Consider the following 13,633-nt stretch of genomic DNA (forward strand, 5'->3'; position numbering starts at 1 on the left):
TCACGTCCCGCGTCCCGTCCCGCCCCCGGTCCCGTCCCGCCACGTCCCGCGAGGCGCGCCGGGACCCCGCAGGTCCCGGCCCGGGACGTCCCGGTTCGTCCCGCCCCGGCCGATCCGGGGAGCCGCGGCACGGCCTGCCGCGACCTGATGGCTGTTGGCACACAACGAGCCACGGGCCGCACCGGGGGATCACGGGATCAGCGGAGCAAGCGGTCCGGGGAGAGGAATGAAGACCATGCGCAAGCACATCCGCACGGCAGCGGTGGCGGCGGTTCTGGCCGCGGGCACGGCACTCGGGTCGATCGCGGCCGTCGGCACGGCCCTGGCCTCAGAGGACACGGGCTTCGTCGACGGCAAGGCCGGTACCCACGACGACTGGAACGACGAGGGGACCCTCGCCAAGGACGACACCAGCAACGCGGTCGCCCTGTGGCAGACGGTCCTGTGGGCCGACGGTGCCAAGTGGAAGGCCAAGAACGGGACGCTGAAGTCGTTCACCCAGGACGACATCACCGGCGACTTCAACAGCCGGACGGTCTCGGCGACGAAGTTCTGGCAGGCCGGCAACGGCCTCAAGCAGACCGGCAAGGCCGACGGAGCGTCGTTCTCGCTCGCGGACAACAACCTGGGCTCCGCGAACAAGAAGGGCCTCGTCATCTACGACGGCGTCATCGACGAGACCGTCCAGTTCAAGCGCCTGACCGTCGCGGGCGTCACCCAGCAGGTCTACTTCGTCAAGGTCGACGACGAGTGGGTCGCGGCCGCGTACTGACAGCCGGCGGGTCCTCCTGATCCCTCATGGATCAGCCCGCCCGACGACCGGTCGGGCCCACCCGCGGCACCGATGGGGGCCTCAAGGATTCGTCGTGACCGGCTCGCAGTCGGTGCGGCCCTGGCCGATGACGGCCAGGGCCGTGCCGGTGACGGCGAGGAGCAGTGCCAGCAGTACGGCGGCGATCAGCCGCCAGCGGCGCACCGCCGCCGCGAGCGGGGCCGTGGGAGCGGCGGACGCCGGGACACTCTTCCCGGCCCGCCGCTCCTCCCGCGCTGTCCGGCCGGACTCGGCCGGTGACGCCGGTGACGCGTCCTGAGGCATCGCCTCCTGCGGCACCGCCTCGGCGGGCTCCCCGCGCCCGTGCGACGGCCCACGCCCGTCCGACGGCTGCCGGGGCCCGGGCGGCGCTAGGGGACCCCGGCCGGACCGCAGCACCGCCTCACGCAGGCCGAGCAGCCGGGCCGGGTCGGCCCCGGCCGCCTCGGCGAGGAACCGCAGGGCCGAACGGGGCGGTATCTGGCGGCCGTTGAGACAGCGCTGCCAGGAGGACTTGGAATAGTGGGTCCGCTCCGCCAGAGCGGCCAGGCTGAGTCCGGTGCGTTCCTTGAGGAGACGGCAGGACTCGGCCAGCGCGCGGGCCTCCCGCCCCAGGTCCGCGGGCAGCGGCGCCCACTCCCCCATGCCCCGTTCCGCCACGTCGTTCCCCCCTTACGACCCGCCCGACCATCGTGGCCGCCCGAGCCGGAAGCGTGGCGAGAACCAGGGGTGTTCGATTCACCGGACACCCCGAACGCCGCCCGCCGGATACAGCACAACCCGCAGACGCCGTACGCACACTTCGGGCTCCGAAAGGGGCGCGGGACGGTGTCGACATGCGACTCCGTCGCGTGGGCGCGACCAGCCACCGCCGGCCCGCACCTTCCGAACCGGCCGCCGGTCACACCCCGCCCCCGGCCCCACCCGCGGAGCGCTACGTACGGATCGTGAAGTGCAGCGTGTCGTCCAGGAACGGGATCTCCAGCAACGGGTTCGGCTGAGCCATCATCGCGAGCAGCACGATGGCGACGCCCAGCACGCCGTACGTGACCATGTCCGTGAACCGCGACCGGACCGCGAGCATGCCCACATCGGGCAGCACCCAGCGCATCGCGGCGCCGGCGAGCAGCGCCACGCCGATCAGGACCGTGCCGAAGCGGACCACGTCCAGCGCGGTGAGCAGCAGCCCGAGCCCGACGGCGGTCAGCACGGTGAGGATCGGCCACTGGCGGGCGGGCGCGGGCGCGTCCGAGGACGCGGCGCGGCCACCGCCCTCGGGCCGCGCGGTGTCCCGGGTGAAGGACGGGAAACGGCGGGTGGTCCGCCGCGGCTTCCCGTCGGCATCGGGAGCGCTGACGGCGTCCAGCACGACCGGCCCGCCATTCGCGTCCCGCTCGACCGGCGAACCACTCGCCTCCGCCACGGCGGGTGCGCCACTCTCGCCATCCGCGGCCGGCCCGCCTTCCGTGGCCGGCGCACCACTCGCGTCCCGCACGGCCGGTCCGCCGTTCGCGTCCTCCGCGGCCGGGCCGCCGCCCACGCCCTCGACGCTCGCGTCCCGCACGGCCGGCTCACCGCTCACACCCGACGACCGCCCCGAGCCCGTGCGCGGCTCCGTGGTCCTGGTCGCCGCGTTCTTGTCCGGAGCCTTCTCGGGCCCGCCCTCAGCCGACACTGCGCTCCGCCGCCTCGACCACATTGACGAGCAGCTGGGCGCGGGTCATCGGGCCGACGCCGCCCGGGTTCGGGGAGATCCAGCCGGCCACCTCGGCGACACCGGGGTGGACATCGCCGACGATCTTGCCCTCGGCGCTGCGCGAGACACCGACGTCGAGCACGGCCGCGCCCGGCTTCACGTCCTCGGGCCGGATCAGGTGCGCGGAACCCGCCGCGGCGACGATGATGTCGGCGCGCTTGAGGTGCGAGGAGAGGTCGCGCGTACCGGTGTGGCACTGCGTGACCGTCGCGTTCTCGCTGCGCCGCGTCAGCAGCAACGGCATCGGACGCCCGATGGTCACGCCGCGGCCGACGACCACGACCTCCGCGCCCTTGATCTCCACGCCGTAGCGGCGGAGCAGGGTGAGGACGCCGTTCGGGGTGCAGGGCAGGGGGGCCGGCTCGTTCAGGACGAGGCGGCCGAGGTTCATCGGGTGCAGGCCGTCCGCGTCCTTGTCCGGGTCCATCAGCTCCAGGATGCGGTTCTCGTCGATGCCCTTGGGCAGCGGCAGCTGGACGATGTAGCCGGTGCAGGCCGGGTCCTCGTTCAGCTCGCGTACGGCCGCCTCGATCTCCTCCTGCGTGGCGGTCGCGGGCAGCTCCCGCTGGATGGAGGCGATGCCGACCTGGGCGCAGTCGCGGTGCTTGCCCGCGACGTACTTCTGGCTGCCGGGGTCGTCCCCGACGAGGATCGTGCCGAGGCCGGGCGTCACACCCTTTTCCTTGAGGGCCGCCACGCGGGCGGTCAGATCGGACTTGATCGCGGCTGCGGTGGCCTTGCCATCGAGAATCTGGGCGGTCATGACCCCATCCTCGCGGATGACCGGCCCCCGGTTCCAATCAGGGCCGCGCTGCCCGCGGCTGCGCGATCACAGACATTGCGACTGCACAACAGCTCATCGTATCTACTGGACAAAAAGTGCCCCTCCTACCACGATGAACGCCGCACTACGCGGTCAGTGTTGGGGGGCAAACCGCTCGTATCGTGACGTTCCTCCGCGCAATCCGCAACGTCCCCGCCTTTGCAACGGAGGAAAAATCGCCATGAGTTTCGGCGCGCCCGACAATCCGTACGGACAGCCGCAGAACCCCCAGCAGGGTTACGGCTACCCCCAGCAGGGCCAGCCGCCCTACCCGCAGGCGCCGGGAGGCATTCCGCAGCAGGGTTACGGCTACCCCCAGCAGGGCCAGCCCGGCTACGGCTACCCGGGCGGACCGGGCGGACCCGGCCCGCGCGTCGCCTCGATGGGCCGCCGCCTCGGCGCCCGCGCGATCGACGGCGTGGCCTTCTTCGTCATCTACTTCATCCTCGGCGCCATCGGCGTGGCCGGTTCCATCGGCGCCGCGCAGGACTGCGACCCGAACGCCGCGGACTACAACACCTGCATCAACAACGCGAGTTCGGACATCGCCGCCAAGATCGGCAGCATGATCGCCGTTCTCGCGATCGTCGGTCTGCTCTACGAGTGGCTGATGACCGGCCTGGTCGGCGCCACCCTCGGCAAGCTCGCTGTCGGCATCCGCGTGGTGAAGGCGGACACCGGCCAGAAGCCGGGCCTGGGCTCCTCGTTCATCCGCTGGATCATCCCGCTCGTCGGCAGCCTGGCCTGCGGTATCGGCCAGGTCCTGGTCTACCTGTCCCCCTTCTGGGACAAGTCGGGCCGCCAGCAGGGCTGGCACGACAAGGCCGCCGGCACGATGGTCATCCAGAACTGAACGAGGGCTTCGCGCGCAGCGCAGGGCAGGGCTTCGCGCAGCGCAGGGCAGCGCAGGGCTTGTGCGCGCAGCGCAGAGCGACGGGTTCGCGCCACTCAGACACACTCAGGGCCGTGTCTCCCCCTTACGCAAGGGGGAGACACGGCCCTGGTGCTGGTGGACCTAGTGGAAGAAGTGGCGCGTGCCCGTGAAGTACATCGTCACGCCCGCCTTCTTCGCGGCCTCCACGACCAGTTCGTCACGGACCGAACCGCCGGGCTGGACCACGGCCCTGACGCCCGCCGCGGTGAGGATCTCCAGGCCGTCGGGGAACGGGAAGAACGCGTCCGACGCGGCGAACGCACCACGGGCACGCTCCTCGCCCGCCCGCTCGACCGCCAGCTTCGCGGAGTCGACCCGGTTGACCTGACCCATGCCGACACCCACCGAGGCACCGTCCTTGGCGAGCAGGATCGCGTTGGACTTCACCGCGCGGCACGCTCGCCAGGCGAAGGCCAGCTCGTCCAGCTCGGCGGGCGACAGGGCCTCGCCGGTGGCCAGGGTCCAGTTCGCCGGGTCGTCGCCGTCGGCCTGGAGACGGTCGGTGACCTGGAGCAGCGCGCCGCCGTCGATCTGCTTGAGCTCGGCCGGGTTGGCCGGAGCGTCCTGGGCCCGCAGCACGCGGATGTTCTTCTTCTTGGCGAGGGCCTCCAGCGCGCCGTCCTCGTAACCGGGCGCGACGATGACCTCGGTGAAGATCTCCGCGACCTGCTCGGCCAGCTCCTTGGACACCGGGCGGTTGACCGCGATCACACCGCCGAACGCGGACAGCGGGTCGCAGGCGTGCGCCTTGCGGTGCGCCTCGGCGACGTCCGCGCCGATCGCGATGCCGCAGGGGTTGGCGTGCTTGATGATCGCGACGCAGGGCTCGGCGTGGTCGTACGCGGCACGGCGCGCGGCGTCCGTGTCCGTGTAGTTGTTGTACGACATCTCCTTGCCGTGCAGCTGCTCGGCCTCGGCGAGGCCGGTGCCGCCGCCGTCGACGTAGAGGGCGGCGGGCTGGTGCGGGTTCTCGCCGTAGCGCAGGGTGCTCTTGCGCTCGAAGGTGGCACCGAGGAAGTCCGGGAAGACGGACTCGTCGACGGGGGCGTACGAGGACGCGAACCAGGAGGCGACGGCGACGTCGTACGCCGCGGTGTGCCGGAAGGCCTCGGCGGCGAGCCGCTTGCGGGCGGTGAGGTCGAAGCCGCCGCCGCGGACCGCGGAGAGGACGTCGGCGTACCGCTCGGGGCTGGTGACCACGGCCACGGACGGGTGGTTCTTGGCGGCGGCACGGACCATGGACGGGCCGCCGATGTCGATCTGCTCGACGCACTCGTCCGGGGAGGCGCCGGAGGCGACGGTCTCGCGGAACGGGTAGAGGTTCACGACGACGAGCTGGAACGGTTCCACGCCCAGTTCCTCGAGCTGACGCCGGTGCTCGTCGAGCCGCAGGTCGGCGAGGATGCCCGCGTGGACCTTGGGATGCAGCGTCTTGACGCGGCCGTCCAGGCACTCGGGGAAGCCGGTCAGCTCCTCGACCTTGGTGACCGGGACGCCGGCCGCGGCGATCTTCGCGGCGGTGGAGCCGGTGGAGACGAGCTCGACACCGGCCTCGTGCAGGCCGCGGGCGAGGTCTTCGAGCCCCGTCTTGTCGTAGACGCTGATGAGCGCGCGCCTGATCGGGCGCTGCGTGCCCTCGGCGGTCACGGTACCTTCGGCGGTCACGGGATAACTACCTTTCGTCCCTCAATGCGATGGCCGTTGCGGGCGAGCCGCCCCACGACCTCGACGAGCAGCCTTCGCTCGACTTCCTTGATGCGCTCGTGCAGAGCGCTCTCGTCGTCCTCGTCCCGGATCTCCACCACGCCCTGAGCGATGATCGGTCCGGTGTCGACACCGTCGTCGACGAAGTGGACGGTGCATCCGGTGACCTTCACGCCGTACGCGAGTGCCTCGCGCACGCCGTGGGCCCCGGGAAAACTGGGCAGCAGGGCGGGGTGCGTGTTCACGAACCGACCGCCGAACCTGGCGAGGAATTCCTTCCCCACGATCTTCATGAACCCGGCGGAGACGACGAGATCGGGTTCGTACGCGGCGACGGCCTCGGTCAGCGCCGCGTCCCACTCGTCACGGGTGTCGTAGTCCTTCACCCGGCGGACGAAGGTCGGCAGGGCCGCACGCTCGGCGCGGGCGAGGCCTTCGATGCCGTCGCGGTCGGCGCCGACGGCGACGATCTCCGCCCCGTAGGCCTCGATGCCCTGGGCCTCGATGGCGTCGAGGAGAGCCTGCAGATTCGTACCGGATCCGGAAACCAGCACGACGAGGCGCTTGGCCACGGGCTTGGCGGCCACGGTGGGGCCCTTTCTCGGGGGAGCGTCTGTCCGGTCGGTCGTACGGCCGGTTGTTCATTCGTACGAATGCTTCGCGCCCCGCGATACGGGGAAGTCTACGAAGCGGCCGACCGGCAGCAACGATACCGGCACTCCGGACGGCCCCCACGGGACGGGGGCGTGGCCGGAAGGTAGCGTCAGGGCAGGACCCGTCCCGGGGAAGACGGTCCGGCGCGGGGAACGCCTTCTCCGTGCGGGACGTTGACCAGGACGGGTACGCATGCCGGGTACGCATGCCCGGGGGTGGACATTCCGCCCGCCGGATCCACCAGCCGGAACCACCAAGGGGAAGACGCACACCTGATGCCGGACCGCAGTCTCCGACTCCCTCAGCTCCTGCTGCGCGAGCGGCGCCCCTCTCCCCCGCAGCCCACGCCGCCGCGGGAGGGCGAGGACGCACCCGCGGGCGAGCGTGACGCCGCGGGCGGGCGCAGCCCGGAGACCCCGTCGAGCGGCTCGGGCTCCTCGGGGTCCGGTGCTTCGACCTCGGGGTCCGGCGGCTCGGGCTCCTCGGGCTCCTCGGGCTCCTCGGGGTCCGGCGACTCGGGCTCCTCGGAGGACAATCCGTTCGCTCCGCCGCCGGAGGGGACGCCGGACCGGCCCTGGCAGCCGCGGCGTCCCTCGGGCGGACCGGAGGGGGACGAGCACGGAGGGCCGTCGGGACAGCCCGGTCAGTCCCCCTGGGGCAGCCAGTGGAGCGACCGGCAGCCGGGGCGTTCGGGCGAGGGCGGCTTCGGTGACCGCCAGGGACGGCCGGGCGGACCGGACGGACAAGGCGGACAGGGCGGCGGTCCTGAGGGTTCGGGTGGCCCGGGAGGCCCGGGTGCGGGCCTGCGCTGGGACCCCGCGGACCCGGCCCAGCGCCGCGCCCGCTACGCACTGCTCTGCGGCATGTGGGCCTTCTTCTTCGCGCTCTTCAGCTGGCCGTACGTGGCACTGCTGCTGGGGGCGCTGGCCGTGTACTGGGGCGCGAGCTCCCTGCGCGCCAAGCCCCGCACGCCGGACCCGGACAACCCGGCGCCGGAGGCGACCGCCAACGCCCGCCCGCAGCGGACGGCGGCGATCAGCGGCCTGGTCACCGCTTCCCTGGCGATCGTCATGGTCGCGGCGACGTTCACCGCGCAGCTGGTCTACAGCGACTACTACACCTGCACGAACGACGCCCTCACCCAGACGGCGAAGCAGTCCTGCAACGATCTGCTCCCGAAGAACCTGCGGGGCCTGCTGGGGTCGCAGAGCTGACGACTGCCGCCGACGGCCGCCGCTCCACCGCTTCGGCCGCGGAGGCACGCCGTCCGCGCTCACGCCGTCCGCGCTCACGCCGTCCGCGCTCACGGCGCCTGCGGCGGCTCGGGTGGCGTCGCCCCCTCCGGCGGTTCCGGTGAGGACGGCGCCTCCCGTGGTTCCGGGGTGGCCGCCACCTCCCGTGGTTCCGGTGGCGCGGGCGCCTCCCGCGCATCCGTCGGCGCCGCCGCCTCCGTCGGTTCCGGGGAGGTCGCCGCCTTCCTCAGCGCCGACCACCGGCTCTCCCGTGCCGCGTCGTCGTACCAGGACGAGCCCTCCGCGTCCGAGGGCAGGAAGTCGTACAGCTCGGACGTCTCGTCGACCGCCGAAGGCACCGGCAGCACAGGCGCGGGGGTCGCCGCGGGCGCCGGTGCCGGTGTCGCCACCACCACGTCGCCTTCGCCGCCCTTCCCCCGCCCTGGCCCGCCGGCCGGCGACGGCATCCCGAGTCACCTCCCGCCGTCCCCCGGTCCCCGCCCGCTCAGGCGCCACCCCCACGCCCCCACCGCCACCGGCACCCCCACCAGCGCCTTCCACCCGACCGTGGCACCGCCCACCTGCCACCCCACCGGCCCGAACCGGGCCAGCGTGCGCACCCCTGAGCGGCCCGCCCGCCAGCGCGTGCCAGTATCCAGAGAACGGCCCCGCACAGCAGCGCTGGCCACCCCGGCCACCGCCGCTGTCCGCGCCCGCGACCAGCGCGCCTTCCCGTCCGCCACGGCCGCTCCCGCCGTGAACCACCCCACCGTCACCCCCGCCGCAAACGGCACCACCCCCGCCACCCAGCCCCACGGCCCCGCAGCCTCAGGCACCGCCGCCAGCAGCGGAAACGGCGGCAGCAGCGCCGGCGGAGTCCCGGTGGCCAGCGGCCCGGTCATATGCCCGGCCCCCAGTTCGAACCCGGGCCCCAGCCCGTACGCGGCCCCCCAGCACCGCCGCGTTCGGCACCAGCACCAACGCCAGCAGCAGTACCGCGAACCGCCCCGACCACCCCTCCGTGAGCCGCAGGAACGAGTCCTGAGCCGGCCCCCCGTGCCACACCAGCGACACCCCCACCAGCAGCGCCCCACCCCCGACGAGCACCGCCACCCCGGCCAGTCCCGCCCGCAGGGAGGCCCGCGTCCACCCCCGGGCATCGGCGGTGACAAAACGCCGTACGCCCCCGGGCAGCGCGTTCAGCGCCCGGCGCGCGAGCGGCGGCAAGGGCCCGCGCGGGCGCCCGTACGCCGTCCACACCCCCGCCCCGGCCGCGGTCACGGCGAGCAGCGGCAGACACCCGGCGGTCCACAGCCACGAGGGCCGCAGCGCGCCGCCCGAGGCGTACACCCCGGCCGCCACGCCCACCACCACATAGCCCGCCACCACCCCGGACAGGGCCGTACGCGCGGCCACCGGCGGCATGTCACCTTCCTCGTCCACATCGACGGCGTCCCGCCCCGCCCGGAACACCAGCCACACCGGCAGCGCCAGCAGCAGCAGCGGGGTGACGCCGACCGGGCGGGCCGCGCCGGCCAGCGTGTCGGTGCGGACGAGTTCGACACCGTGTGCGAGCAGCCACAGCGCGGCGCCGATGTGCAGCGCCCCACCGGGCCCGCTGTCCGGGTAGGGGGAACTGATCCACAGCACCGTCACCAGCACCGCGAACGAGCCGAGTCCCAGGACCGCCGCAAGCGCACCACCCAGGAGGCTGGCGGCCAGTCCGGGCGATCGGTCGGGCAACCGGGTGAGCAGGGGCGACAACGGCGTTCGGTGATCGGTCAATTGAGTCACACCCGCCATGCTCCCAACGACACGCGCTTTCCGTGCGTAACAGGCGAACCTCGGATGTGTCGCTCAATATACGTTTATGTACTTTTTCGTACGGAGGGGCGCCCTGTGACGCAGAGCCCTGACACCCCGCTGCCTTCCCCCCAGGAACGCCGACGCCTGCGCGAGGCCCAGTCACTGACCCAGGCTCAGCTCGCCGCCAAGGTGGGTGTCAGCCGCGAGACGGTGCGCTCCTGGGAGGCCGGCCGTACGACACCGCGCGGCCGCAAGCGGGAAGCGTACGCACGGGCGCTGGCCGGACTGACCGCCCCTCAGCCGCCCGCCGCCGACCCGGTCGACCCGAAACCGGCCGCACCGGTACCGGCCGCACCGGAGACGGAGCCCCCCGCCGTGCGGCCGCCCGCCGAGGCGCCCCTCCGTCAGGAACAGCCGGTACGCGTACCGGTGGGTGCCGCCCTCACCCCCGTGTCCACCGCCGACGAGATCCTCGCGGACACGGAAGATCCCACCGCGACGACCGCGCTGACGCCCTCTCAGGCCTTCGACGCGCTGTACGCGTTCTGCGCCCCCGCCCTCGTACGGCAGACCTATCTGCTGACCGGGCGGCGCGAGCTGGCGCGCGAGGCCGTGGAACGGGCGTTCCAACTGGCCTGGCAGCGCTGGCCCGAGGTGGCCGTCGACCGGGACCCCGGGGGGTGGGTGCGGGCGACGGCGTACGAGTACGCGCTCTCGCCCTGGCACCGGCTGCGTCCGCGCCACCGGCACCCGGAACCCCCGCCCGCCGACGCGGCCGACCGCGTACTGCTCGAGGCGTTCCTCAAGCTGCCGCCCGCGCACCGGCGCACGCTGCTGCTCTACGACGGGGTCGGGCTCGGTCTGCCGGAGACGGCGGCCGAGACGGAGGCGAGCACGCCCGCGGCGGCGAACCGGCTGCTGCACGCGCGCGGGGCGATCGCCGCGCGGCTGCCGGAGCTGGCGGCACCGGAGGAACTCCACCGCCGGCTCACCGCACTGGCGTCCGGGGAGCGCCTGCGCGCGGCGCGGCCCCCGACGGTACGCACCGGCAGCGAACAGCGGGCCCGTCAGTGGACCCGCGCGGCCGTCGCCTTCACCGTCGTGATCATCAGCGCGACGGCGCTGACCCTGCGGGACGCCCAGGACCACTACGAGCCGCCGGTGGCGCCGGGCGCGACGGTGCAGGGGGTACCGCCCAGGGTCGCTCCGGGCCCGCTCTCCCGGCAGGAGCTGGAACTGCGCGCGAAGCTCAGGTCGGAGCTGCTGAACGGGCCGGAGAGGCTCACGCCCGACGACCACTGAGGTGGCGCGTACGCGGACGGCCCGACGACCACTGAGGTGGCGCGTACGCGGACGGGCCCGCATCCCCGGTGAGGGATGCGGGCCCGTCCGTGCGTTCAGCCGTTCGAGCCAGGAAGCTCAGCCGGTGTGGTTCAGCCGCTCAGGCCGTACTCAGCTGCCGAGGATGGCGCGCGCCAGCTTCGCCGTCTCGGTCGGCGTCTTGCCGACCTTGACGCCGGCGGCCTCGAGGGCCTCCTTCTTCGCGGCGGCCGTGCCGGAGGAGCCGGAGACGATGGCGCCGGCGTGGCCCATGGTCTTGCCCTCGGGCGCGGTGAAGCCGGCGACGTAGCCGACGACCGGCTTCGTCACGTTCTTCGCGATGAAGTCCGCCGCACGCTCCTCGGCGTCGCCGCCGATCTCACCGATCATGACGATCAGGTCGGTGTCGGGGTCGGCCTCGAACGCGGCGAGCGCGTCGATGTGCGTCGTACCGATGATCGGGTCGCCACCGATGCCGACGGCCGACGAGAAGCCGATGTCACGGAGCTCGTACATCATCTGGTACGTCAGCGTGCCGGACTTCGAGACCAGGCCGATGCGGCCCGGCTTCGTGATGTCGCCCGGGATGATGCCGGCGTTCGACTGGCCCGGCGTGATGAGACCGGGGCAGTTCGGGCCGATGATGCGGGTCTTGTTGCCCTTCGACTTCGCGTACGCCCAGAAGGCGGCGGAGTCGTGGACGGCGATGCCCTCGGTGATGACGACCGCGAGGGGGATCTCCGCGTCGATGGCCTCGACGACGGCGGCCTTGGCGAAAGCCGGCGGCACGAAGAGGACGGACACGTTGGCGCCCGTCTTCTCGATGGCCTCGGCTACCGAGCCGAACACCGGGATGTCGGTGCCGTCGATGTCGACGGACGTGCCCGCCTTGCGCGGGTTCACACCGCCGACGATGTTCGTGCCGTCGGCCAGCATGAGCTTGGTGTGCTTCATGCCCGTGGCACCGGTCATGCCCTGGACGATGACCTTGCTGTCCTTGTTGAGGAAGATAGCCATGGCGGTTGTTTCCCTCGTCCCTTACTTCGCAGCCGCGAGCTCGGCGGCCTTGTCGGCCGCGCCGTCCATGGTGTCCACGCGCTGGACCAGCGGGTGGTTGGCGTCCGACAGGATCCTGCGGCCCAGCTCGGCGTTGTTGCCGTCGAGACGCACGACCAGCGGCTTGGTGACTTCCTCGCCCTTGTCGGCGAGCAGCTGCAGCGCCTGCACGATGCCGTTGGCGACCTCGTCACAGGCGGTGATGCCACCGAAGACGTTGACGAAGACGGACTTGACGTCCGGGTCACCGAGGATGATCTCGAGACCGTTGGCCATGACCTGCGCGGAAGCGCCGCCGCCGATGTCGAGGAAGTTGGCGGGCTTGACTCCGCCGTGGTTCTCACCAGCGTACGCGACGACGTCGAGGGTGCTCATGACGAGACCCGCGCCGTTGCCGATGATGCCGACCTCGCCGTCGAGCTTGACGTAGTTGAGGTTCTTCTCCTTGGCGGCGGCCTCGAGCGGGTTGGCCGACGCCTTGTCCTCGAGGGCGGCGTGGTCGGCCTGGCGGAACTCGGCGTTCTCGTCCAGGGAGACCTTGCCGTCCAGCGCCAGGATGTCGCCGGAGGCGACCTTGGCGAGCGGGTTGACCTCGACGAGGAGCGCGTCCTCGGCGACGAAGGTGTCCCACAGGGTCACGAGGACCTCGGCGACCTTCTCGGCGACCTCGGCCGGGAACTTCGCCAGGGCGACGATCTCGCGGGCCTTCTCGATGGAGACGCCTTCCACAGCGTCGACCGGGACCTTCGCAAGGGCCTCGGGGGTCTTCTCGGCAACCTCCTCGATGTCCATGCCGCCCTGAACGGACGCCATGGCGAGGAAGGTGCGGTTGGTGCGGTCGAGGAGGTACGAGACGTAGTACTCCTCAAGAATCTCCGGAGCCGTCTCGGCGATCATCACCTTGTGGACCGTGTGGCCCTTGATGTCCATGCCGAGGATGTCCGTCGCGCGAGCGACGGCCTCGTCCGGGGTGGCGGCGAGCTTCACGCCACCGGCCTTGCCGCGGCCACCGACCTTCACCTGGGCCTTGACGACGGACTTGCCGCCAAGACGCTCGGTCGCCTCGCGGGCCGCCTCAGGCGTGTCGATGACTTCACCGGCCAGCACCGGTACACCGTGCTTGGCGAAGAGGTCCCTCGCCTGGTACTCGAACAGGTCCACGCGCGTCCGTCCCTATCAGTGATCTCGCGGTTCGTTGTCTGCGTGGGCGTGCCGCGAAGGGCAACGTGACGTCCGCTGTCACAAGGGTGGCGCACACGGTGTCCGAGCGCGCGGCATGTCCGTCTCGCAGGTTATCGCCGCTTGAGCTGGGGCTCTAAATCGCAGATCACACCTGAGCGGTGATACCTGTCACAGATCCGGCCGGAGCGGTGCCGGGGCAGGGCCTCACCGGGCTGGGGTTTGCCCGGTGAGACCCCTTGAACAGGCCCTCAACAGCTGGGAAGGGCCCAGGGCGGGTGATCTCCACCCCAATGGGGATCACCCCGCCCCATCCGCAGGGTTTCGGTCGGACGGACCGATGGCTTTCGGCCGCCGT

General features: G+C 72.3%; 14 protein-coding genes. 4 read left to right on the forward strand and 10 right to left on the reverse strand.

What is annotated here, in order from left to right; translation table 11 throughout:
* Window positions 1-235: 235 nt before the first annotated feature.
* The gene (locus GTY58_RS17985; protein ID WP_010984870.1) at window positions 236-772 is read left to right on the forward strand and encodes a hypothetical protein; all 537 of its coding nucleotides are present in this window, start codon (window positions 236-238) and stop codon (window positions 770-772) included.
* An 81-nt stretch (window positions 773-853) separates the two neighbouring features.
* On the opposite strand, the gene GTY58_RS40745 is transcribed toward GTY58_RS17985, so the two are convergent.
* The 3 genes from GTY58_RS40745 to GTY58_RS18000 form a co-directional block, all read right to left on the reverse strand.
* A complete protein-coding gene (locus GTY58_RS40745) occupies window positions 854-1,471 on the reverse strand; it encodes a helix-turn-helix transcriptional regulator (protein WP_010984871.1) in 618 nt (205 codons plus the stop codon).
* Between the two features lie 274 nt (window positions 1,472-1,745).
* A complete protein-coding gene (locus tag GTY58_RS17995; protein WP_242432317.1) occupies window positions 1,746-2,234 on the reverse strand; it encodes a DUF3017 domain-containing protein in 489 nt (162 codons plus the stop codon).
* Window positions 2,235-2,475: 241 nt separating this feature from the next.
* The gene (locus GTY58_RS18000; protein WP_010984873.1) at window positions 2,476-3,330 is read right to left on the reverse strand and encodes a bifunctional methylenetetrahydrofolate dehydrogenase/methenyltetrahydrofolate cyclohydrolase; all 855 of its coding nucleotides are present in this window, start codon (window positions 3,328-3,330) and stop codon (window positions 2,476-2,478) included.
* A 241-nt stretch (window positions 3,331-3,571) separates the two neighbouring features.
* Between GTY58_RS18000 and GTY58_RS18005 the strand changes: the two genes are divergently transcribed.
* The gene (locus tag GTY58_RS18005; protein ID WP_010984874.1) at window positions 3,572-4,243 is read left to right on the forward strand and encodes an RDD family protein; all 672 of its coding nucleotides are present in this window, start codon (window positions 3,572-3,574) and stop codon (window positions 4,241-4,243) included.
* Window positions 4,244-4,405: 162 nt separating this feature from the next.
* On the opposite strand, the gene purH is transcribed toward GTY58_RS18005, so the two are convergent.
* Together purH and purN are read right to left on the reverse strand one after the other, a co-directional pair.
* On the reverse strand, window positions 4,406-5,971 hold the full coding sequence (purH, locus tag GTY58_RS18010; protein WP_107083295.1) for a bifunctional phosphoribosylaminoimidazolecarboxamide formyltransferase/IMP cyclohydrolase: 1,566 nt from the start codon (window positions 5,969-5,971) through the stop codon (window positions 4,406-4,408).
* 14 nt (window positions 5,972-5,985) lie between these two features.
* On the reverse strand, window positions 5,986-6,615 hold the full coding sequence (purN, locus tag GTY58_RS18015) for a phosphoribosylglycinamide formyltransferase (protein WP_010984876.1): 630 nt from the start codon (window positions 6,613-6,615) through the stop codon (window positions 5,986-5,988).
* Window positions 6,616-6,957: 342 nt separating this feature from the next.
* Here purN and GTY58_RS18020 point away from each other — a divergent pair, with 342 nt between their 5' ends.
* On the forward strand, window positions 6,958-7,896 hold the full coding sequence (locus GTY58_RS18020) for a hypothetical protein (RefSeq protein WP_010984877.1): 939 nt from the start codon (window positions 6,958-6,960) through the stop codon (window positions 7,894-7,896).
* An 89-nt stretch (window positions 7,897-7,985) separates the two neighbouring features.
* Here the strand turns inward: GTY58_RS18020 and GTY58_RS41645 are convergent, their stop codons facing one another.
* Genes GTY58_RS41645 through GTY58_RS41655 form a run of 3 tightly spaced genes read right to left on the reverse strand, consistent with a single transcriptional unit; the run spans window position 7,986 to window position 9,699 of the window.
* Entirely contained in the window at window positions 7,986-8,381 is a 396-nt protein-coding gene (locus tag GTY58_RS41645) for a hypothetical protein (RefSeq protein ID WP_010984878.1), read from the reverse strand.
* Between the two features lie 6 nt (window positions 8,382-8,387).
* Window positions 8,388-8,816, reverse strand: a complete 429-nt coding sequence (locus GTY58_RS41650) for a DUF6350 family protein (RefSeq protein WP_063823069.1) — start codon at window positions 8,814-8,816, stop codon at window positions 8,388-8,390.
* Window positions 8,743-9,699 (reverse strand): DUF6350 family protein, encoded by a 957-nt coding sequence (locus GTY58_RS41655; RefSeq protein ID WP_338058987.1) that lies wholly within the window; start codon window positions 9,697-9,699, stop codon window positions 8,743-8,745. Before GTY58_RS41655 ends, GTY58_RS41650 begins: the two co-directional genes overlap by 74 nt.
* Before the next feature lie 114 nt (window positions 9,700-9,813).
* Here GTY58_RS41655 and GTY58_RS18030 point away from each other — a divergent pair, with 114 nt between their 5' ends.
* Window positions 9,814-11,022, forward strand: a complete 1,209-nt coding sequence (locus GTY58_RS18030) for a helix-turn-helix domain-containing protein (RefSeq protein WP_048894568.1) — start codon at window positions 9,814-9,816, stop codon at window positions 11,020-11,022.
* Between the two features lie 150 nt (window positions 11,023-11,172).
* Here GTY58_RS18030 and sucD read toward each other — a convergent pair whose 3' ends face one another.
* Together sucD and sucC are read right to left on the reverse strand one after the other, a co-directional pair.
* The gene (gene sucD / locus GTY58_RS18035) at window positions 11,173-12,057 is read right to left on the reverse strand and encodes a succinate--CoA ligase subunit alpha (RefSeq protein WP_010984882.1); all 885 of its coding nucleotides are present in this window, start codon (window positions 12,055-12,057) and stop codon (window positions 11,173-11,175) included.
* A gap of 21 nt (window positions 12,058-12,078) precedes the next feature.
* Window positions 12,079-13,257: an ADP-forming succinate--CoA ligase subunit beta gene (gene sucC, locus GTY58_RS18040; RefSeq protein WP_010984883.1), complete on the reverse strand. Its 1,179-nt coding sequence runs from the start codon at window positions 13,255-13,257 to the stop codon at window positions 12,079-12,081.
* Window positions 13,258-13,633: the final 376 nt, after the last annotated feature.

The organism is Streptomyces sp. SID5469, from assembly GCF_009862865.1.
GTDB classification, from domain to species: domain Bacteria; phylum Actinomycetota; class Actinomycetes; order Streptomycetales; family Streptomycetaceae; genus Streptomyces; species Streptomyces avermitilis.